Source organism: Amaricoccus sp. W119, assembly GCF_047275745.1.
In the GTDB taxonomy this organism is placed as follows: domain Bacteria; phylum Pseudomonadota; class Alphaproteobacteria; order Rhodobacterales; family Rhodobacteraceae; genus Amaricoccus.
The window spans coordinates 151,454-172,386 of the sequence record NZ_JBKQWU010000001.1; the positions used below are offsets into that span (position 1 = coordinate 151,454).

20 protein-coding genes and 2 tRNA genes are annotated in these 20,933 nt (G+C 69.0%); 8 read left to right on the forward strand and 14 right to left on the reverse strand.

What is annotated here, in order from left to right; translation table 11 throughout:
* Positions 1 to 260: 260 nt before the first annotated feature.
* Positions 261 to 1,229 (reverse strand): DUF808 domain-containing protein, encoded by a 969-nt coding sequence (locus tag ACLJK8_RS00725; RefSeq protein WP_413148035.1) that lies wholly within the window; start codon positions 1,227 to 1,229, stop codon positions 261 to 263.
* A 521-nt stretch (positions 1,230 to 1,750) separates the two neighbouring features.
* The gene (gene ahcY, locus ACLJK8_RS00730) at positions 1,751 to 3,142 is read right to left on the reverse strand and encodes an adenosylhomocysteinase (protein WP_413148036.1); all 1,392 of its coding nucleotides are present in this window, start codon (positions 3,140 to 3,142) and stop codon (positions 1,751 to 1,753) included.
* A gap of 176 nt (positions 3,143 to 3,318) precedes the next feature.
* On the opposite strand from ahcY, the gene ACLJK8_RS00735 reads away from it, so the two are divergent.
* The 5 genes from ACLJK8_RS00735 to ACLJK8_RS00755 all read left to right on the forward strand — a co-directional run bounded on the left by ACLJK8_RS00735 (position 3,319) and on the right by ACLJK8_RS00755 (position 7,054).
* Entirely contained in the window at positions 3,319 to 4,287 is a 969-nt protein-coding gene (locus ACLJK8_RS00735; protein WP_413148037.1) for a glycosyltransferase family 8 protein, read from the forward strand.
* 95 nt (positions 4,288 to 4,382) lie between these two features.
* Complete coding sequence (locus tag ACLJK8_RS00740; RefSeq protein WP_413148039.1) at positions 4,383 to 4,982, forward strand: HD domain-containing protein; 600 nt, start codon at positions 4,383 to 4,385, stop codon at positions 4,980 to 4,982.
* Between the two features lie 175 nt (positions 4,983 to 5,157).
* On the forward strand, positions 5,158 to 6,060 hold the full coding sequence (locus ACLJK8_RS00745; protein ID WP_413148040.1) for a tetratricopeptide repeat protein: 903 nt from the start codon (positions 5,158 to 5,160) through the stop codon (positions 6,058 to 6,060).
* 20 nt (positions 6,061 to 6,080) lie between these two features.
* Entirely contained in the window at positions 6,081 to 6,749 is a 669-nt protein-coding gene (locus tag ACLJK8_RS00750) for an LON peptidase substrate-binding domain-containing protein (protein ID WP_413148041.1), read from the forward strand.
* A gap of 104 nt (positions 6,750 to 6,853) precedes the next feature.
* Positions 6,854 to 7,054: a Trm112 family protein gene (locus ACLJK8_RS00755; RefSeq protein ID WP_413148258.1), complete on the forward strand. Its 201-nt coding sequence runs from the start codon at positions 6,854 to 6,856 to the stop codon at positions 7,052 to 7,054.
* A gap of 60 nt (positions 7,055 to 7,114) precedes the next feature.
* Here ACLJK8_RS00755 and hemE read toward each other — a convergent pair whose 3' ends face one another.
* Entirely contained in the window at positions 7,115 to 8,146 is a 1,032-nt protein-coding gene (gene hemE, locus ACLJK8_RS00760) for a uroporphyrinogen decarboxylase (protein WP_413148042.1), read from the reverse strand.
* A gap of 134 nt (positions 8,147 to 8,280) precedes the next feature.
* On the opposite strand from hemE, the gene hemC reads away from it, so the two are divergent.
* Entirely contained in the window at positions 8,281 to 9,243 is a 963-nt protein-coding gene (gene hemC, locus ACLJK8_RS00765) for a hydroxymethylbilane synthase (RefSeq protein ID WP_413148043.1), read from the forward strand.
* Between the two features lie 21 nt (positions 9,244 to 9,264).
* Here hemC and idi read toward each other — a convergent pair whose 3' ends face one another.
* The 11 genes from idi to ACLJK8_RS00820 all read right to left on the reverse strand — a co-directional run bounded on the left by idi (position 9,265) and on the right by ACLJK8_RS00820 (position 18,766).
* Positions 9,265 to 9,786 carry an isopentenyl-diphosphate Delta-isomerase gene (gene idi / locus ACLJK8_RS00770; protein WP_413148044.1) on the reverse strand — a complete coding sequence of 174 codons (522 nt, stop codon included), beginning with the start codon at positions 9,784 to 9,786 and terminating at the stop codon, positions 9,265 to 9,267.
* A 92-nt stretch (positions 9,787 to 9,878) separates the two neighbouring features.
* Positions 9,879 to 9,953 (reverse strand) — tRNA-Glu (locus tag ACLJK8_RS00775).
* Positions 9,954 to 9,989: 36 nt separating this feature from the next.
* Positions 9,990 to 10,064 (reverse strand) — tRNA-Glu (locus ACLJK8_RS00780).
* A 79-nt stretch (positions 10,065 to 10,143) separates the two neighbouring features.
* A complete protein-coding gene (recJ, locus tag ACLJK8_RS00785; protein WP_413148045.1) occupies positions 10,144 to 11,961 on the reverse strand; it encodes a single-stranded-DNA-specific exonuclease RecJ in 1,818 nt (605 codons plus the stop codon).
* A complete protein-coding gene (locus tag ACLJK8_RS00790; protein ID WP_413148046.1) occupies positions 11,958 to 12,425 on the reverse strand; it encodes a hypothetical protein in 468 nt (155 codons plus the stop codon). The genes recJ and ACLJK8_RS00790 overlap by 4 nt, the downstream gene beginning before the upstream one ends.
* Entirely contained in the window at positions 12,425 to 13,390 is a 966-nt protein-coding gene (gene glpX, locus ACLJK8_RS00795) for a class II fructose-bisphosphatase (RefSeq protein ID WP_413148047.1), read from the reverse strand. Before glpX ends, ACLJK8_RS00790 begins: the two co-directional genes overlap by 1 nt.
* Before the next feature lie 84 nt (positions 13,391 to 13,474).
* A complete protein-coding gene (locus ACLJK8_RS00800; RefSeq protein WP_413148048.1) occupies positions 13,475 to 14,761 on the reverse strand; it encodes a homoserine dehydrogenase in 1,287 nt (428 codons plus the stop codon).
* A gap of 94 nt (positions 14,762 to 14,855) precedes the next feature.
* A complete protein-coding gene (gene ppk2 / locus ACLJK8_RS00805; protein WP_413148050.1) occupies positions 14,856 to 15,752 on the reverse strand; it encodes a polyphosphate kinase 2 in 897 nt (298 codons plus the stop codon).
* Positions 15,753 to 15,922: 170 nt separating this feature from the next.
* Positions 15,923 to 16,261: a hypothetical protein gene (locus ACLJK8_RS00810; RefSeq protein ID WP_413148051.1), complete on the reverse strand. Its 339-nt coding sequence runs from the start codon at positions 16,259 to 16,261 to the stop codon at positions 15,923 to 15,925.
* A complete protein-coding gene (locus ACLJK8_RS00815) occupies positions 16,258 to 17,493 on the reverse strand; it encodes an LL-diaminopimelate aminotransferase (RefSeq protein ID WP_413148052.1) in 1,236 nt (411 codons plus the stop codon). The genes ACLJK8_RS00810 and ACLJK8_RS00815 overlap by 4 nt, the downstream gene beginning before the upstream one ends.
* A 133-nt stretch (positions 17,494 to 17,626) precedes the next feature.
* Positions 17,627 to 18,766: an alginate lyase family protein gene (locus tag ACLJK8_RS00820; protein ID WP_413148053.1), complete on the reverse strand. Its 1,140-nt coding sequence runs from the start codon at positions 18,764 to 18,766 to the stop codon at positions 17,627 to 17,629.
* 225 nt (positions 18,767 to 18,991) lie between these two features.
* Between ACLJK8_RS00820 and murI the strand changes: the two genes are divergently transcribed.
* On the forward strand, positions 18,992 to 19,807 hold the full coding sequence (gene murI, locus ACLJK8_RS00825) for a glutamate racemase (RefSeq protein ID WP_413148054.1): 816 nt from the start codon (positions 18,992 to 18,994) through the stop codon (positions 19,805 to 19,807).
* A 94-nt stretch (positions 19,808 to 19,901) separates the two neighbouring features.
* Positions 19,902 to 20,933, forward strand: coding sequence for an N-acetyl-gamma-glutamyl-phosphate reductase (gene argC, locus ACLJK8_RS00830; RefSeq protein ID WP_413148055.1), 1,032 nt, complete (start codon positions 19,902 to 19,904; stop codon positions 20,931 to 20,933).

Sequence of the window (20,933 nt, forward strand, 5' to 3'; positions counted from 1 at the left end):
TGGCGCGCCCACCCCGGGCACGACAGGGCGAGACGGAGGGCTCCGCCCGGATCGCCCGGTTCTCGGCCACCGGAAGCGCCAGGCGCGTCCTCGTGCCTTAGCATTTTTCCGGCTTCGGGAACCAGCCCCGACGAAAGCCGCATCCCGTTGGAACGCGGGGGAATCCCGGCGCGCCGATTGGAACGATTCTAGCCCGGTCCGGCCGATCGTCGCAAGCGCGGGCTGGAACGGAAATGCCTGAAAGTCCTTCAGGCGAAGCTTCAGTCCGCCGGCTGGCCTTTCAGGCGCGCGGCCAGCGGTTCGATGACGAAACCGACGAGCGGGATCAGCGCGAAACCGACCGCGAGGCCGATCACGCCGAAGCACGCCGCCTCGACCACCCAGCCGAAAAGCCCCGGAGCGAAGGGCGCGGCTTCGTGCGCCGCGACGGACAGCGCGTGGATCGTATGCCCGGGCTCGGAGACGCCGAGGCTTTCGAGCGCATGGGTAAGGATGCCGCCCCCGACCCAGATCATCGCCGCCGTCCCGATGGCCGCCAGCAGCTTCAGGAAGGGCGGTGTCGTCTTGACGATCGCGAGCCCGATCCGGCGGCGCATCCCCTCGCCGCCCTTCGCCATCGCAAGGCCGATGTCGTCGGCCTTCACGATCAGCGCGACGACGCCATAGACGGCGACCGTGATGATGAGCGCCACGACCGCGAGCACGGCGGCGCGGCTCCAGAACCCCTGGTCCGGGATCGAGGAGAGCGCGAGGACCATGATCTCGGCCGAGAGGATGAAATCGGTCCTGACCGCGCTCGCGACCTTGGCATCCTCGAGCTTGTCGGGGGTCGCGGCCTCCGGTTCGGGCTTGTCGTGATGGCCTTCGCCCCGGTGGAAGAGGATCTCGTAGACCTTCTCCGCCCCCTCATAGGCGAGATAGCAGCCGCCGAGGATCAGGAGCGGCGGGATCGCCCAGGGCGCGAACTGGCCGAGCAGGAGCGCGATCGGCAGCAGGAACACGAGCTTGTTGATGAGCGAGCCCCTGGCGATCCGGCCGATGATCGGCAGTTCGCGGCTCGGGTCCAGGCCGACGACATAGCGCGGCGTCACGGCGGCGTCGTCGATCAGGATTCCCGTCGATTTCACGCTGACCTTGGCCGCGTGGCCGACCACGTCGTCCACCGAGGCGGCTGCGAGTTTCGCAAGGCCCGCGATGTCATCGAGCAGGGCGATCAGTCCGACGCTCATGCCTGTTCCTCATATCCGCTTCCGTCCCGGAGTCTGCCCCGGAACCGGGAACGAGACCACCCCGACGCAACGCCCGATTCCCGCCCGCGTTCCGGAACCCCGCGGAAACGGCCCCGCGGGGCTTCGTCGGTAAAACGTCGTCGGGGAAGCCCTCCCCTCAAAGAGCTTCCCCGGCGCGCGCGCGGCTTTCCCCCGGCCCGGCCGCCGCGCCCATGCCCGCGCCATCCGGACCCCACACCGGACGGAGCGCGCGATCGGGCGCGAAGGCTGAGAGCCTTGCCACGCATGGTCCCGGGACCGACAGGGCCCGCGCGGGACGCAAACTGAAACCTGGAGGAAACGGCGGGTCTGTCGGGCGCTTCTGCCTCGGCCGCCGTGGGGATCACTATGCCAGCACGAGCGCGCAAGGCAAGAAGATCATGCGAAGGAATTGAGGTGACTCAGAGCCTTGTTCGACGAAAACCCGAGACATCGCCGCGCCCGGAAGAAACCGGGCGCGGCGGGGACGATCAGGGAAATGATCAGTAGCGGTAATGATCGGCCTTGAACGGGCCATCGACCGCGACGCCGATGTAATCGGCCTGCTCCGGCAGCAGTTCGGTCAGTTTCACGCCGATCTTTTCGAGATGCAGCCGCGCCACCTTCTCGTCGAGATGCTTCGGCAGAATGTAGACCTTGTTTTCGTACTCGTCACCCTTGGTGAAGAGCTCGATCTGCGCCAGCACCTGGTTGGTGAAGGAGGCCGACATCACGAAGGACGGATGACCGGTCGCATTGCCGAGGTTCAGAAGCCGGCCCTGGCTCAGCAGGATGATCCGCTTCCCGTCCGGGAAGCCGATCATGTCCACCTGATCCTTGATGTTGGTCCATTTCAGGTTCTTGAGCGCGGCGACCTGAATCTCGTTGTCGAAATGACCGATATTGCCGACGATGGCCATGTCCTTCATCTCGCGCATGTGCTCGAGCCGGATCACGTCCTTGTTGCCGGTCGTGGTCACGAAGATGTCGGCCTTGCCCGCCACATCCTCCATGCGGACGACCTCGAACCCGTCCATCGCCGCCTGAAGCGCGCAGATCGGGTCGATCTCGGTCACCTGCACGCGCGCGCCGGCGCCGCGCAGCGAGGCGGCGGACCCCTTGCCCACGTCGCCGTAGCCGAGCACGACGGCGGTCTTGCCAGCCATCATCGTGTCGGTCGCACGCCGGATGCCATCGACGAGCGATTCCTTGCAGCCGTACTTGTTGTCGAATTTCGACTTGGTGACGGAATCATTCACATTGATCGCCGGGAAGGGCAGCCGGCCCTTCTCCATCAGCTGATAGAGGCGGTGAACGCCGGTCGTCGTCTCCTCGGAGACGCCCTTGATCTTGTGGCGCTGCTTGACGAACCAGCCCGGATCGGCGGCGAGGCGCTTCCTGATCTGGGCAAAGAAGTAGATCTCCTCCTCCGAGCCGGGCGTCTCGATCAGATCGGTCTCGCCTTCCTCGACCCGCGCGCCGGTCAGGATGTACATCGTCGCATCCCCGCCGTCGTCGAGGATCATGTTGGCGCCGTCATCGAAATCGAAGATCCGGTCGGTATAGGCCCAGTATTCCTCCAGCGTCTCGCCCTTCACGGCGAAGACCGGGATGCCGCTCGCCGCGATCGCCGCCGCGGCGTGATCCTGCGTCGAGAAGATGTTGCAGGACGCCCAGCGGACCTCGGCGCCGAGCGCGGCCAGCGTCTCGATCAGGACCGCGGTCTGGATCGTCATGTGCAGGCTGCCCGCGATCCGCGCGCCCTTGAGCGGCTGCGCCGCGCCGAACTCGGCCCGGAGCGCCATCAGCCCCGGCATCTCCGTCTCGGCGATATCCAGTTCCTTGCGACCGAACTCGGCCAGATTGATGTCCTTGACTACGTAATCAGTGCTCATGCGAAAAACTCCGAACGACATTGGCCGAACTCGAACCCAGCCCGCGTTTAGCAGCCGATCCCGCCCTCGACAACCGCGGGCCGCGCAGTCTTAGATGCGGTGCTTAATTCCGGCGGCTTCACGCTCCCGCCCGCCTGGGTTGACCGCGTGGGTTGACGGTCAACGGGAGACCTCGAGTGACGATCCGCCTCATCTCCGACATGGGCCCGGCGCACGACAAGGCGATCGTCTTCGCCTGCGACGGCAACTACATGCCTTTCGCCTGGCTCGCGGCCTTCCTCATCTCCGCGCTGTCGCCGGGGCGCGATTTCGACATCTGCCTCGCGTCGATGGAGATGCCGGAAATCCCGGCGGGCCTCGAGCCGATCGGCGCCCGCCCCTGCCGCGTCGAGACGGGCGGCGTCTTCGCCGCGCTTTGCCGCGACGCTCGCCGGACGGAGACCGCCTATCTGCGCTACGCCCTGCCCCGCGCCTTCGCGGGGCAGTACCGCCGCCTGCTCTATCTCGACGCGGACACCTTCCCGCAGGCGGGCGATTTCTCGGCGCTCCTCGACATCGACCTCCGCGGCCACGCGCTCGGCGCCGTCCGCGACAATTCGCAGTGGCGCACGCCGGGACGGCTGCCCCGCTCCAGCAAGCGGCTGGGCCTGCCGCGCGCGCCCTATTTCAACAGCGGCGTGCTTCTGATCGATACCGCCGCCTATGAGGAGCAGAAGGTGCTGGACCGCTGCCTCGAACTCGGCGCGAGCCATCCGCCGGAGCAGATCGGTCTCGACCAGGACCTGATCAACGCCACTCTGCGCGGCGACTGGGCGGAACTCTCGCCGCTCTGGAACTGGCAGTACACCTGGGCCACGCGGCTGCTGGAGGGGATGGTCGGGGCCAATGTCGTGCATTTCATCGGCCACAAGAAGCCCTGGAAACACGATGGCGGCGAGTTGCCTCCGCGGTTCCGCCGCGCCTATCGCGCCTTTCTCGCGACGCATTTCCCCGATTTCCCCGCGATCGGCCCCGATGGCACGCCGCCGCACGCCAACCCCGGCTTTCTCTACAAGCTCTACCTCAAGCACCTCCTCAGCACCCGGCCGATGATCTCCTACCTCTCGCGCTTCCCCGACGATCTCACGGTGCGCGACCCGGAGTGACCCCGCTCCCGCCCATGGCCACGCGTCTCGACAAGGACGGCGGCGGGGGCTAGCACCGGGAACCCACGACGAGGCGCACGACGCGGGAGGCGGAGATGGCGCAGGCGCGCGCATGGCAGAGGATGTTGTCGGGGCGCAGGCTCGACCTGCTCGACCCCTCGCCGCTTGACATCGAGATCGAGGACATCGCTCATGGCCTCGCCTTCGTCGCGCGCTGGAACGGGCAGACGATCGGCGACTTCCCCTATTCGGTGGCCGAGCATTCGCTGCTGGTCGAGGAGATCTACGGGCAGCTAGACCCGAGGCCCCAGGCGCGCTGGCGGCTCGCGGCGCTGCTCCACGACGCGCCGGAATACGTGATCGGGGACATGATCTCGCCGGTGAAGGCGGCGGTCGGCGGCGGCTACGCCGCGCTCGACAAGCGGCTCGCGCAGGCGGTGCATGTCCGCTTCGGCCTGCCCCCGGTCCTGCCGCCTTCGATCAAGGCGCGGATCAAGCGGGCGGACCGGATCTCCGCCTGGATCGAGGCGGTGCGGCTTGCCGGGTTCACGGTGAGCGAGGCCGACCGGTATTTCGGCGACGCCCGGGCGGCCGGGCTCGAAGGCCATGCGCTGACGCCCCGTCCGCCGGCGGAGGTCAAGCAGGCGTTCATCGCGCGGTTCCGCGACCTCATGGCGCGGTGCGAGACCGTCTGAACGTCGCGGGCGGCGCTCCGTTGGGCGCAGCGGCTGCCGGATCGAGGCCAGGTAGGGGGCCAAGCGGGGCCGGGAACGACAAATGGCCGGGTTTTGGCTTGACGCCCGCGGCCCGCTCACCCACCTAGTTCGGCAACCGGACGCAGCCCGCGCGCGTCGCATGAGGATAGTCGCAATGGATCTCACACCCCCCAAGCAGCCCCCTTCGGACCTCGTCAAGGACGGGAACGAAGCCAGCTTCATGGCCGATGTGATCGAAGCGTCGATGGAAGTCCCGGTCATCGTCGATTTCTGGGCGCCCTGGTGCGGCCCCTGCAAGACGCTCGGCCCCGCGCTCGAACAGGCGGTGGCGGCGGCGAAGGGCAAGATCCGCATGGTCAAGGTCGATGTCGACCAGAACCAGCGGCTCGCCGCCCAGCTCAGGGTGCAGTCGATCCCCGCCGTCTTCGCCTTCTACCGCGGCCAGCCGGTGGACGCCTTCATGGGCGCGCAGTCGCCGGCGCAGATCAAGGCCTTCCTCGACCGGCTCATCGCAGAATCCGGCGGCAATGCCGGGCTCGAGGACGCGCTGGCGATGGCCGAGGAGATGCTTGAAGAGGGCGCGGTCGCGGATGCCGCGCAGACCTTCTCGGCGATCCTCGTCGAGGATGAGGGCAACCCCGCCGCGCTCGGCGGGCTCGCGCGTGCGCATCTCGCGCTCGGCGAGATCGACAAGGCGAAGGCGATCCTCGGCCTCGCGCCGAAGGAAAAGCTCAACGACCCCGCGATCCTCGCCGCCCGCGCCCAGATCGAACTGGCCGGAAGCGGCGCCGACGCGGGCGAGGCCGCCGAGCTCGCCGCCGAGGTCGAGCGCGATCCCGCGAACCACCAGGCGCGGTTCGATCTCGCCGACGCGCTCTATGCCAAGGGCGACGCGGAAGGCGCGATTTCCCAGCTGCTCGAGCTTTTCCGCCGCGATCGCGAGTGGAACGAGGGCGCGGCGAAGGCCCGGCTCTTCACGCTCTTCGACAGCCTCGGCCCCAAGGACCCCGCGGTGCTGAAGGGCCGGCGCAGTCTCTCGTCGATGATCTTCGCCTGACGGCTCCGGGGAGGCGCGGCATGGCGAAGGCGATATTCACCCTGGCTGATCTACCGGACTGCATCCCGGTCTTTCCGCTGCCGGGCGCCCTGCTGCTGCCCCGCGCGCGGCTGCCGCTCAACATCTTCGAGCCACGCTATCTCGCGATGCTCGAGGACACGCTCAAGACGCCGCACCGGCTCATCGGCATGGTACAGCCGGTGCCGGTGCCCGGTGGACGGCCGGGCGCCGATACGGTCCGGCTGCACCAGATCGGTTGCGCCGGCCGCGTCACCGCGCTGCAGGAGACCGAGGACGGACGCTACCTGATCACGCTCTCGGGCGTCTGCCGGTTCCGGATGGGCGATCAGCGCGAGGGGTTCACACCCTATCTCCGGGCCGAGGTGGACTGGTCCGATTTCGAACGCGACCTTGCCCGGGTGGAGCGCGATCCCGGCTTCGACCGCGACGCCTTTCTCGAGGTGCTGGCCCGGTTCTTCGCCGCCGCCCAGCTCAATTCCGACTGGGACAGCCTGAAGGAAGCGGAACCGGAGCTGCTCATCAATTCGCTCTCGATCCTCTGCCCCTTCGATCCCGAGGAGAAACAGGCGCTGCTCGAAGCGCCGACGCTCGAGACGCGGCGCGAGACGCTGGTGACGCTGATGGAATTCGCTCTCAGGAGCGGTGGCGACGAGGGACAGATCCAGTGACCGACACGCCCGACGACCACCCCGGCCCCGAGATTCCGGGCCCGGAACGTCCCGGCCCGGAACTCCCTCGCTCCGATGCCACCGATGCGGCGACCACCGATCCGATGACCAGCGATGCCGAAGCCGCCGCGCCGCCGATCGACAGGCGGATGCTCGAATATCTGGTCTGCCCCGTCACCCGTGGATCGCTGGTCTATGATCCCGCGCGGCGGGAACTGATCTCGCGCGGGGCGCATCTCGCCTTCCCGATCCACGGCGGCATTCCGGTCATGCTCATCGACGAGGCACGCCGCCTCGACGATTGAAACTGGGCGGGCTGAGGCCGCCCTGCGCGGGCCGTCCGGTCAACCGGAATCTCGGCGCGGCTAACCCCGGATCGCCCGCAGCATCCGCTCGACATTCGCAGGGTCCGCGTCCGGCGTGATCCCGTGGCCGAGGTTGAAGACATGCGGGCCGCCGCCGAAGGCCGCGACACAGGCGCGGGTCGCCGCGTCGAGCGCGGCGCCGCCGGTCACGAGCAGCAGCGGATCGAGATTGCCCTGCAGGCAGACGCCTGGCATCGCACGCCGCGCCCAGGCCGGATCGACGCTGGTGTCGAGCGCGATCGCCCGGACGCCCGTCGCCTCGGCGAAGCTCTGGTAGCCGCCACCCGCGCCGCGCGGGAAGCCGATCACCGGCACTTCGGGGGCCACCGCCCGCAACGCCGCGACGATCCGTCGGGCGGGCCCGATGCAATAGGCCTCGAATTCCGCCCCCGGCAGCGCGCCCGCCCAGCTGTCGAAAAGCTTCACGACTTCGGCGCCCGCCTCGATCTGGCGCGTCAGATAGGCGATCGTCGCCTCGGTGATCCGCTCGATGAGCGCGTCGAACACCGCGCGGTCGGAATAGATGAGCCGCCGCGCCGGCGCCTGGTCCGGCGTGCCGCGGCCCGCGACCATATAGGTCGCCACCGTCCAGGGCGCGCCGGCGAAACCGATCAGCGCCGTCTCCGCGGGCAATTCGGCGCGAAGCCTTCGCACGGTCTCGTAGACCGGCGCCAGCGTCTCGTGGATCGCATCCGCCGGGCCGAGGCGTGCGAGATCCTCCGCGCCCGTCACCGTCGAGAGCCGCGGCCCCTCGCCCTCCACGAAGCGGAGGTCGGCTCCGAGCGCCTGCGGCACCAGCAGGATGTCCGCGAAGAGGATCGCAGCGTCGAAACCATAACGCCGGATCGGTTGCAGCGTGACCTGGGTCGCGAGGTCGGGATCGTAGCAAAGATCGAGAAAACTTCCCGCCTTCGCACGCGTCGCGCGGTATTCCGGCAGATAGCGCCCGGCCTGGCGCATCATCCAGACCGGCGGAACCGCCAGCGTTTCGCCCGCGAGAGCTCGCATCAGCCGTTTCTCCGCCGTTCGCATCGCATCCCCCGCTGGCCGGTTTTTCATTGTCCCGCGGCGACCTAGCGGATAAAGCGGGCGGTGAAAAGCCAGCGGCCGCCAGATCGGGCGCCCACGCCGCGAGCGACCGCCACATTTTCATGACCGATCCCACGATGACCGATCTTTCCCCGAGCGACCCCCCGGACTCCTACCGCCCGCTCCGCATCGGCACCCGCGGGAGCCCGCTGGCACTCGCCCAGGCGCATGAGACCAAGATCCGGCTCATGGCCGCGCATGGCCTGCCGGAAGCGGCCTTCGCCATCGTTCCGATCAAGACGACCGGCGACCGGGTTCAGGATCGCCCGCTGTCGGAACTGGGTGGCAAGGGGCTTTTCACGCGCGAGATCGAGGACGCGCTGCTCGCCGGCGAAATCGACATCGCCGTCCATTCGATGAAGGACATGCCGACCGTCCAGCCGGATGGGCTCGCGATCACCTGCTACCTGCCGCGCGAGGATGTGCGCGACGCCTTCATCGCGCTTGGCGGGCTCGGGACCGGGAACCTCGCCGATCTCGAACCGGGATCGGTCGTCGGCACCTCCTCGCTCAGGCGTCGCGCGCAGCTCTGCCACCGGCGGCCGGATCTCGAAGTGGTGGAGTTCCGCGGCAATGTGCAGACGCGGCTCCGGAAGCTCTCGGAGGGCGTCGCGCAGGCGACCTTCCTCGCGATGGCCGGGCTGCGCCGGCTCGGCCTCCGCGACGTGGCGCGCGCGCCGATCCCGGTGGAGGAGATGCTGCCCGCGATCGCCCAGGGCGCGATCGGGGTGGAGCAGCGGCTCGGCGATGCGCGGGTCACGGCGATGCTCGCCCGGATCAATGATGCCGACACGGCGCACCGGCTCCGGGCGGAGCGGGCACTGCTCGCGGGGCTCGACGGCTCCTGCCAGACGCCGATCGCGGGGCTGGCGACGCTTTCCAGCGGCACGCTGCGGCTCCGGGGCGAGATCCTGCGGCCGGACGGGTCGGAATGCCTGACCGGGGAGGTAAGCGGCGGCGTGGCCGAGGCGGAGGCGCTCGGCACCGCGCTCGCCGCCGACCTCAGGGGCCGCGCGGGCGAGGGGTTCTTCGACGCCTGAACTGGCCGTCAGGCCTGTTCGTCAGGTCGAGCCGAAGATCGCGTCCGAATGGCGCGCGAGATAGAGCCGGAGCCAGGGCGTGAAGCGTTCCGGGGCCTCGGCGATCTCCCCACGCAGTTCCGGCACGCTCAGCCAGCGCCAGTCCATCACCTCGTCGGGGTCCGGCCGGATCGCGAGCCCGCGCCGCCAGTCGCCGGTGAAGAGGCGGACCCTCTCGTGCTCGACCATCCCGCCGCCGACATCGGCGCGGTACTCGACCTCGCCGCGCGGGCGGAGCGCGATCCCGGTCACGCCAAGCTCCTCGCCGAGCCGCCGCGCCGCGCAATCGTCCGGCGCCTCGCCCCAGCGCGGATGGGTGCAGCAGGCATTCGCCCAGAGCCCCGGCGTATGGTATTTGCCGAGCGCGCGTCGCTGGATCAGGAAACGGTCGCCGTCGAGGAGAAACACCGAGACCGCCGGATGCCGCAGGCCGCGTCGATGCACGTCCAGCTTGTCGAGCGGGACCAGATCTCCATCGACCCATGCGGGAATCAACTGCGTCATGGCGCCTTTTCCGCCGCCGCGCGGGCGGGGTCAACCAACGCTCGAAGGCACGCGGGCGATGGCGTGGCTAGTGTGGTCTTGTCGAGTGTTGCTGGCAGTCCCTACGGGAGTCGAACCCGTCTTTCCAGATTGAGAATCTGATGTCCTAACCGATAGACGAAGGGACCGTCCTTAGTGCGCGGCCACCGCGGTGAAGCGGCGGATGGCAGTCCCTACGGGAGTCGAACCCGTCTTTTCAGATTGAAAATCTGACGTCCTAACCGATAGACGAAGGGACCAGCGGGGGGCTATGTAGCGACGGCCCAGCCGGGGATCAAGCATATTCTGAAGCTTCGATCCCGAAAGTTCCGCGCAGGCTCAGACCGGCGCGGCATCCTCGACATGGAGCTTCGCCCGCGTGCTTCCGGCCCAGTCGTCGCGCTCCAGCCGACCGGCGAAATGCATCCGGGTCCCAACCGAGCGTTCCATGAGCTCGCCGAGCGGCGAGGCGAAGGCGCGGAAGAGCATCGCGTCGAGCCGGCCGGCGCCGTCCCCGAGGCGGAGCGCCAGATGGCCGTCACCGACCCGGCGGACGCCTGCGATGAGCGTTTCGGCGAGCACGATCCGGGGCGCCGGGCTTCCCGCGCCGTAGGGGCCAGCGGCGGCGATCAGTGTCGCGAGCTCCGGCGTGGCGCCGGAGACGCCGATCATGCCCTCCACCGTCAGGTCGCGCGGCTCGCCACCCTCCACACCGCCCAGGGAGATGAGTTCGCCCAGCCGCTCCATGGCGGGTTCGAGCTGAGCGCGCGAAAGGCTCAGCCCGGCTGCCATGCGATGTCCGCCGCCCTTCTCGATCAGGCGCTCGCGCATCAGCCGTGCGACGGCCGCCCCGAGGTCCACGCCTGCGACCGAGCGCGCCGATCCCTTGCCGGCATCGCCGTCGAAGCCGATCACGACCGAGGGACGGCCATGCGCCTCCTTCAGCCGCGCGGCGACGATGCCGACCACCCCGGGGTGCCAGCCCTCGCCCGCCGCCCAGACCAGGGGTGCTTTTCCCCCCGGATCCGCCTCCCCCCCGGTCTCAACCCCGGCCTCAACCCGGGCTTCAATCCGGGCCTCGACCTGCGCTTCGGCGGCGGCAAGCACCGCCGCCTCGATCTCCCGGCGCTCGCCGTTCAACCGGTGCAGCCGCTCCGCCAGCGCCGTCGCCTCGTCCGCGTCGCGTGTCGCGAGCAGCCGGGCGCCGAGATCCGCCGCGCCGATCCGTCCGCCGGCGTTCACCTGCGGACCGAGCACGAAGCCGAGCGTATAGGGCGTCGGCGCCCCGTTCGCCCCCGCGACGCGCGACAGCGCCTCGATCCCCGGGCGCCCGCGCTGCGCCATCACGCGCAGCCCCTGCCGCACGAAGGCGCGGTTGAGCCCGGTCAGCGGCGCCACATCGGCGACGGTGGCGAGGGCGACGAGATCGAGGAGCCCCATCAGATCCGGCCCGGCCATGCCTTCTGCCCTGAGCAGCCGGTTCGCGGCCACGAGCAGCATGAAGACCACGCCCGCCGCGCAGAGATAGCCGAGCCCCGAGGTCTCGTCCTGGCGGTTCGGGTTCACGACGGCGAGCGCGTCGGGTAGCGTCTCGCCCGCGAGATGGTGGTCCACCACGACCACGTCGCAGCCCGCGGCCGCGATCGGCTCGAAGCTCAGCGTGCCGCAGTCGACGCAGATGATCAGATCGTGCTCCGCGCCGAGCGCGCGCATCGCGGGGACGTTCGGGCCATAGCCCTCGTCGATCCGGTCGGGGATGTAGAGGCTCGCCCCGATCCCGAGCCCCCGGAGCCAGTCGATGATGAGCGCCGCCGAGGCGCCGCCGTCCACGTCGTAATCCGCGAAGACCGCGATCCGCTCGCGCCGCCTGACGGCCGCGCAGAGCCGCTCGGCGGCCCGGTCCATGTCGCGCAGCCGCGAGGGGTCGGGCATGAGGTCACGCAGCGAGGGCGCGAGATAGGCCGCCGCCTCGGCGGGCTGGACTCCCCTGCGCGCGAGGACGGCGGCGACGATCGCGGGCGTCCCCGCGGCCTGGGCGATCGCCCGGGCGAGCCGGTCCTCCTCAGCTCCGGGCCCGACCCAGCGCCGTCCCGTCGCGGAGGCGGTCACGCCGAGGAAGGCGGTTCCGGGATTCTCGAAGCCGCGGACGTGGTTCATCGCGGCTCACTCCCATCCGTGTCTCGCGGGAGTGGCGGCGGCGGTGGCGCATCCGGGGGCGCCGACGGGGGCGCCTCGGACGGTGGCGAGGCGCGGCCCGGCATCCCGTCATTCCAGGTCCGCCCCACCGGGACCCGCGGCTCAGGCGCGCCCTCCCAGGTGGCATCCATCGGTTCGAGCTTCGGGCGCTCCGTCATCCCGTCATGCCAGGGCTGGCTCGTCGGCGGCCGCCTCGGTTGCCCGTCGCGCATCAGCAGCGTCCTGAGCTGGCGCCCCGCCCGGTAGAGGCCGAAGCCCGCGGCGACGAGCCAGACGATCATGAAGATCATCGGCGCGACATCCCCCGCCATCGCCGCCCCGCCCAGCGCCAGCACGACGAGCAGCATGCCGCCCCCCCAGAAGATCATCCACACGACGAGGAAGCCGATGGAAGTCTTCTCCTTCCGGGAGAGCGGTCGCGTCATCAGTTGTTGCGCTGGCGATAGAGCAGGCGCCGCGCCGATCCGGTCTTGGAGCGCATGAGGATGGTCTCGGTCTCCATCCACTCGCCGTCGCGCCGCGCGCCGTGGACCAGCGAGCCGTCGGTCACGCCGGTCGCCGCGAAGATGACATCCTGCGTCACCATCTCGTCGCGGTTGTAGACCTTGTCGAGATCGGTGATGCCGGCGGTCTTCGCGCGGCCCTTCTCGTCGTCGTTGCGGAACAGGAGCTTGCCCCACATCTGCCCGCCCATGCATTTGAGCGCAGCCGCCGCGAGCACACCCTCAGGCGCGCCGCCCGAGCCCATGTACATGTCGATGCCGGTCTTGGCGCTTTCGGCGCAGTGGATCACGCCCGCCACGTCGCCGTCGGTGATGAGCCGGATGCGCGCGCCGCTCTCGCGCAACTCGGCGATCATCGCCTCATGGCGCGGACGCTCCAGCACGCAGCACATGACGCCGCCCGCGTCCGTGCCCTTGGCCTTGGCGATCGCCTGGACCCGCTCGGTCGGCGTCATGTCGAGGCTGACCACGTCCTTCGCATAGCCGGGTCCGATCGCGAGCTTTTCCATGTAGACATCCGGCGCATGCAGCATCGAACCGCGCGGACCCATCGCGATCACCGCGAGCGCGTTCGGCATGTCCTTGGCGCAGAGCGTCGTGCCTTCGAGCGGGTCGAGCGCGATATCGACGCCCGGTCCGGTGCCGGTCCCGACCTCCTCGCCGATATAGAGCATCGGAGCCTCGTCGCGCTCACCCTCGCCGATCACCACGACGCCGGCGATGTCGAGCAGGTTCAGCTGCGTACGCATCGCATCGACCGCGGCCTGGTCGGCCGCCTTCTCGTTGCCGCTGCCGATCAGCTTGGCCGAGGCGATCGCCGCGGCCTCCGATACGCGCGCGAGACCCAACGAGAGCATCCGGTCGGCGAAGAGTTGGTCAACGGACATCTGGTACCCTTTCAAGCAGCTGCCTGGGTTGGTTCTAGTGCATTCCTCCTGCCCCGCGAAGCCGTTTCGCCCGGGCGGGGCGCATCAAACGTCCTCGATCCGGATGGCCACCGGCGCCGCGCGGCAGACGTCGAGCGCGGCGATTCGCTCGAGCGCACCGTCGAGCGCCGCGCGCCTGCCGCGATGCGTCACGATCAGGACCGGGGCTTCCTCGCCCGCGTGCTCGTACTGCCGCATCCGGTTGATCGATATGCCCGCCGCGCCAAGCTCGGCCGCGACCTTGGCGAGCACGCCCGGCGCGTCCGTCACCGCGAAGCGCAGGTAATAGGCGGCGGGCGCGCCCTCGTCGGTCCGGTTCGCGGCGGCAAGGCCGCTCGCGGGCTGGCCGAAGGCGGGGATCACGAGGCCGCGCGCCACGTCGATCACATCGCCGAGGATCGCCGAGGAAGTCGCGCCCTCGCCCGCCCCCGGCCCCTGGCAGACCACCTGACCGACGAAATCGCCCTCGACGAGCACGAGATTGGTCACGCCTTCGAGCTGGCCGATCGAGGATTGCGCCGGCACGAGACAGGGCTGCATCCGCGCCTCGAGTCCGTCCGCGTTCGCCTGGGCCACGCCGAGGAGCTTGATCCGGTAGCCCATGTCCGCCGCGTGCTCGATATCCGTGAGGCTGACGCGCTCGATCCCCTCGATCGCCACGGCGTCGAAATCGACCCGCGTCCCGAAGGCGATCGAGACGAGAAGCGCGAGCTTCTGCGCCGCGTCGATCCCGCCCACGTCGAAGCTCGGATCAGCCTCGGCGTAGCCGAGCCGCTGCGCCTCCGCCAGCACCGCCTCATAGGAGGCGCCGGTCTCCTCCATCTGGGTCAGGATGTAGTTGCAGGTGCCGTTCATGACGCCCATGACGCGGTGGATGCGGTTCCCCGCCAGCCCCTCGGTCAGCGCCTTGACGATCGGTATGCCGCCCGCCACCGCCGCCTCGAAGCGGAGCGCGACGCCCGCCTCCTCGGCGGTCTCGGCGAGCATCTGCCCGTGGCGCGCCATCATCGCCTTGTTCGCGGTGACGACATGCTTGCCGGACTGGAGCGCCGCGAGCACCGTGGCCTTGGCCGGCCCGTCCTCGCCGCCCATCACCTCGACCACGAGATCGACATCCTCGCGCCGGGCGAGCGCGACGGGATCGTCTTCCCAGTCATAGCCGGAGACATCGACGCCGCGATCGCGGGAGCGCGACCGCGCGCTGATCGCGGCGATCTCGATCGGCCGTCCGGCGCGCGCGGTGATCAGCCCGGCATTGCCCTGGAGCAGCTTGACGACGCCCGCGCCAACCGTGCCGAGGCCTGCGATGGCGACGCGAAGGGGTTTGTTCATGGCGGTCTCCGAAGTCCCGGACGTGGCGCCCCCTCGTAGTGGAGCGACGGCGGCATCGCAATCGCGAAGTCGCCGCGCCCCTCCCGACTGCCCCTCAATAGACCTCGGGCACCCAGCGCTGGTCCTCCTTCGGCGGCCGGACATAGCCCTCATCCGATGGCCGCGGCGACAGCTTCACCTCGCGCCGGGGGATCTCCTCGTAGGGGACCCGGGTCAGAAGATGGCTGATGCAGTTGAGGCGCGCCCGCTTCTTCACATTGGCATCCACCACATGCCACGGCGAGAGCTCGGTATCGGTATGGCGCAGCATCTCGTCCTTGGCGCGCGAATACTCGACCCACTTGTCCCGCGATTTCAGGTCCATCGGCGAGAGCTTCCAGCGCTTGATCGGATTCTCGATGCGCTGCTGGAACCGCTTCTCCTGCTCCTCGTCGGAGACCGAGAACCAGTACTTGACGAGGATGATCCCCGAATTGATCAGCATCTCCTCGAAGAGCGGGCAGGCGCGGAGGAACTCGCGGTATTCCTCCTCGGTGCAGAAGCCCATGACCCGCTCGACCCCGGCCCGGTTGTACCAGGAGCGGTCGAAGAGCACGATCTCGCCCTCAGCCGGCAGATGCGGGACGTAACGCTGGAAGTACCACTGCCCGCGCTCCCTGTCGGTCGGGGTGCCGAGCGCCACGACGCGGCAGACCCGCGGGTTGAGGCTCTCGCTGATCCGCTTGATGACCCCGCCCTTGCCGGCGGCGTCGCGGCCCTCGAAGAGCACGACGACGCGGAGGCCCTGCTCCTTCACCCAGTCCTGCAGCTTGATGAGCTCGAACTGCAGCCGAACCAGCTCCTCGATGTACTTGTAGGGCTTCCCGCGCGGCGGCTTCTCCTTCGGCTTCGGCCCGCGCTTCCAGACGATCTCGCGGTCGCTGTGTTCATGCGCGTTGGTCCGCAGTTCGGCCTCGCGCGCGTCATCCTTCGCCTTCGACTTCCTGGCCATGACCCGTCCTTCCCCCTGATCGCGATCCTCGCAACGGGCGGCGAGGCGCGGTCACGGAGCGTGGGCTCTTGACCCGCCGGGGGCAAGAGCCGGGCGCGACCTCAGCGGGAAGTGACTGGAAACTGCACGAAAAAGCGTCATTCACGACGCCCTCGTGCCAGAAATCCCGTTCAGGGCTCCCAGAAACCCCATCCGTCAGGAACGAAGCCGCGGGCGAGCGCGATCTTCGTCGTCCGTTCCTCATGCGTCCAGATCGCCTCGGCCGAGAAGGGGATGTCGAGCACCGAGGCATCGACCCGCCCGCCCTCGTCGGTCGCGCTGGCGAGATAGCCGAAACTCTCCAGCGCCTTGACGAAGGCCTCGGTATCCGCCTCCTCCGTCTCCGGCATGAATTCGAGATCGAGCGTGATCACGCTCTCCGCGGTCAGTTCCGTATCGGCGAGAAGCTCGGCCACCGTCATCTCGGTGTCGGCGCGCTGCTCCTCGAAGTCCCATTCTTCCTCGGTCACGCGGCCACTTCCTCGGCATGGTACTTGTCGAGCAGGGTTTGCGCGTTCTGCATGACGCGCTTCACCCCGCGCGCGGCCTGGCGGATGCGCTGCTCGTTCTCCACGAGGCCGAGCCGGACGTAGCCCTCGCCGTATTCGCCGAAGCCGATGCCGGGTGCCACGGCGACCTCGGCCTCCTTCAGAAGAATTTTCGAGAAGCCCATCGACCCGATCGACCGGAACGGCTCCGGCACCGGCGCCCAGGCGAACATCGTCGCCGGCGGCGAGGGGATGGTCCAACCCGACCGGCCCATCGTCTCGACGAGCACGTCGCGGCGCTGCCTGTAGGTCTCGCGGATCTCGGCGACGCAGTCCTGCGGCCCGTTCAGCGCGGCGGCCGCGGCGACCTGCACCGGGGTGAAGGCGCCATAGTCGAGATAGCTCTTGATCCGCGTCAGCGCGTCGACGAGCCGCGGGTTCCCCACCGCGAAACCCATCCGCCAGCCGGGCATCGAATAGGTCTTGGAGAGCGAGGTGAATTCGACGGCCACGTCCTTCGCACCCTCGACCTGCAGGATCGAAGGCGGCGGATTGCCGTCGAAATAGATCTCGGCATAGGCGAGATCGGACAGCACCCAGAGATGGTTCTTCTTCGCGAACGCGATCAGCTCGCCATAGAAGTCGAGGTCGCAGACCTGCGCCGTCGGGTTCGACGGGAAGGAAACGACGAGCGCGACCGGTTTCGGCACCGAATGCATCACCGCCCGGTCGAGGGCGCGCAGGTATTCCTCGGGATCGAACACCCCGTCATGCAGCGCCGGCACATGGCGAAGCGTGCCGCCCGCGATCATGAAACCGTAGGGATGGATCGGATAGCTCGGGTTCGGGACGAGCATCACGTCGCCCGGCCCGGTGATCGCCATCGCGAGATTGGCAAGGCCCTCCTTCGAGCCGAGCGTGGCGATCACCTCGCGCTCGGGATCGAGCTTCACGCCGAAGCGGCGCTCGTAATAGCCCGCCTGCGCGCGTCGCAGGCCGGGAATGCCCTTCGACGCCGAATAGCGGTGCGTGCGCGAACGCCGCACCGTCTCGACCAGCTTCTCGACGATATGCGCGGGCGTATCCATGTCCGGATTGCCCATGCCAAAATCGATGATGTCCATCCCATCGGCGCGGTACTTTGCCTTGAGACGGTTCACCTCGGCGAAGACATAGGGCGGAAGGCGCTTGATTCGGTAGAATTCTTCGGACATGGCGTGAGCTCCGAGGGCGGCCGGTCGCGCTTGTTATACCCCTCACCGGCGGCTCGCAACAGCCTTGGCCGGCGCGCGGCCAAGGCATCCGGGCATTCCGCGCCGTTCCGGCCGGGCGCCGCGGTCCGACCCGTCAGACATCCCCCGCGTAGCAGGTGACGGTGCCGCCCACGGTATCGGCGGTGATCCGCGACGGAAGCTCGATCCGGGCGAGCAGGGCCTCGGAGAGTTCCGTTCCCGGGAAACGGTCGGTGTAGAGCTTGACCCAGCCGCGCGACGGGTTGCCATAGGGCGAGACCTGCGCGTTCGGGCGGAACGGCGGCGTTCCGGGGCTCGGGTTGCGGTCGCCCTTCGCATAGACATCGACGAGCGCGTTGTCGTCCGCGGCCCGCACGAGGAAGGACACCGCGTCGTGCAGGCTCTTGCCATCCACCTCGGTCGCGTAGAGATCGACGCCCTGCGACAGGCCGATCTCGGCCGAGTAGACCATGAGGGCGACATTGCGGCTGGAGTTCTCCAGCGCCTTCACGCCCCGGTCGGTCTCGAGCGGGAAGCTGCCGTCCGGACGCATGTCGCGGAGCTGGCGCATGAAGCCCTGGTCGATCCCCTTCTGGAACCGCGCCCGGTCGCCCGACATCGCGCCCCAGAGCATGTCGTTCGCGCCCCGGAACGTACCGCCGTTGTTCTCGCCCGGATGGGTGTCGGTATATTCGGAGGCGCGTTGAAGCCAGCCGTCGATCAGCGCCCTGTCCTCCGCCGTCGCGACCGCGGTCTGGCGCAGGATCTGCCAGGCGGGCAGAACCGATCCAAGACCCTCGATCACCGCGCTCGCGGCGGCGTTGCTCTGGACCGGCGGCACCCAGGAATTGCGCTCGGCATGGGCGCGCAGCGCGTCTATGTCGGCGCGAGCCCGGCCCATGTCCTGCGTGAGCAGCACGCGATAGGCGCTGGTGTTGAACGCGCGGCCGAAATCGCGCGGCGCCCGGGTGTATTCCGGTTTCGGCGACGGCGGGAAGGCGTTGAGCGAGGGGTTGAGCAGCGGCTGCCAGTCGGTGAGATCGCGCTCGCGCGGGCAAACGCCAACCCCCATCATCTGGCCCGTGCTGCCATTGTTGCGATGCAACTCGTCGCTCCGCCGGGCGACCGGGAACAACGCCTCCGCGCCGGTGACCGCCCCGGACTGATTGAAAGACCCCTCACTGCTCGGCGAGACCGCGCATCCGGCGAGGACGAGAGCCGCCCCGGCGGCCAGGATTCCATTCCAGCGTCGCATTCTTCCGCTCCCTCGGTCGTTCGGCTCCGTCATTCGCCCCTGATAAAGACGCCGGGCCGGTTTTGGAACCCGTCGCTCCGGCGCATGGTTGCTTCCGGCCGCCTTCCGCTCCTGCTCGGTTGTGTCCGCCGCCGGGGCCGATATGATGGCGCCCGGGCGCGATGCCCGGGTATCGCTCATGCATCGCCCACGTATCGGTCACTGGTCGGAGACGGCTCGAACATCATGGCCATAGGTGTCTTCGACAGCGGACTCGGGGGGCTCACCGTTCTCCAGGCGGCGCGAAACGCGCTACCGGATCAGGATTTCGTCTATCTCGGCGACAATGCCAGCGCGCCTTATGGGCCTCGCCCGCCAGTGGAAATCTACGATCTCACCATCGCGGGCGTGACTCGGCTGTTTCGCGAGGGCTGCGGGCTCGTGATCCTCGCCTGCAACACCGCCTCGGCCGTCGCGCTCCACGATCTGCAGGTGAACTGGCTCAACCCGGAGGCGCACCGCGTGCTCGGCGTCTTCGTGCCGGTGATCGAGCATCTGACCCGGCGCGACTGGGGCGACAACACGCCGCCCACCCATACCGGGCTTCGCGATGTCGCGCTCTTCGCCACGGCGGCGACGGTGCAGAGCGGTGCCTTCCCGCGCGAGCTGAAATTTCGCGCCCGCGACGTGACGGTGGTGCCGCGCGCCTGCGTCGGCCTCGTCGAAGCCATCGAGGCGGGCGACCTCGCCGCCGCGGCCGCCGTCGCCCGCGACCATGTCGAGGCGCTGCTCCAGCACCTGCCGCGGCCGCAATCGGCGGTGCTCGGCTGCACCCACTATCCGCTGGTCGAGGAGGCCTTCCACGCCGCCCTGCCCGCATCGACCACGCTCGTCTCGCAGCCGGCGCTGATCGCCGCGAGCCTCGCGGATTACCTCAAGCGCCACCGCCGTTTCGCGGGAGGAACCGGCGCCGTCACCTATCTCACCACCGGCGACCCGGCGGCCGTCGGCTCCCGCGCGCGCGTCTTCACCGGCACGGAACTGCCGTTCCGCCGGGCGTGATGCCTCCGGCCGATCGTCCGCGAAACGGACCGGCTGATTGATCGCAGGGGCGCTTTGTTCTAATCCCGATTGAAACCGTCCTCACGGGAGCGTCATGACCAGGACCTTCAACGTCGCCATTCTGGGTGCCAGCGGCTATACCGGCGCGGAGCTCGTCCGGCTGATCGCGACCCATCCCTCGATCCGGATCGCCGCGCTCACCGCCGATCGCAAGGCCGGCCAGAGCATGGGCGAGGTCTTCCCGCACCTGCGCCATCTCGACCTGCCCGTTCTGACGACGATCGACGCGGTGGATTTCTCCGGCATCGATCTCGCCTTCTGCGCGCTGCCGCATGCGACGAGCCAGGAAGTGATCGCGAAACTGCCGCGAACGCTCAAGGTCGTCGATCTCTCGGCGGATTTCCGGCTCCGCGATCCGGCGGTCTATGCGAAATGGTACGGGCACGAGCATCTCGCGCTCGACCTGCAGGCGGAAGCCGTCTACGGGCTGACCGAGTTCTACCGCGACGAGATCAAGGGCGCCCGGCTGGTCGCGGGCACCGGCTGCAACGCCGCGACCGGGATCTATGCGATCCTGCCGCTGCTGCGCGCGGGCGTCATCGATCCCGAGATGATCATCATCGACCTCGCGACCGGCGTCTCCGGGGCCGGCCGCTCGCCCAAGGAGGGCTCGCTCCATTCGGAGGTCTCCGAAGGCTTCCACGCCTACAACGTCGCCAAGCATCGCCACCTCGCCGAATTCGACCAGGAATTCACCAGAGCCGCCGGGCGCGAGGTCCAGGTGACCTTCACGCCGCACCTCCTGCCGCAGAACCGCGGCATCCTCGCCACGGTCTATGTGCGCGGCGAGGCCGAGGCGGTACACAAGGCGCTCGCCGACGCCTACGCGGACGAGCCGTTCATGGTCGTGCTGCCGCTCGGCGAGGCGCCGGCGACGCGGCATGTCCGGGGCTCGAACTTCGTCCATCTCGGCGTGATCGCCGACCGGCGGCCGGGCTGGGTCATGGTCTTCTCGACGCTCGACAACCTGACCAAGGGCTCCTCGGGGCAGGCGCTGCAGAACGCCAACCTGATGCTCGGCCTTCCCGAGACGGCGGGCCTCATGGCCGCCCCGCTCTTCCCGTGA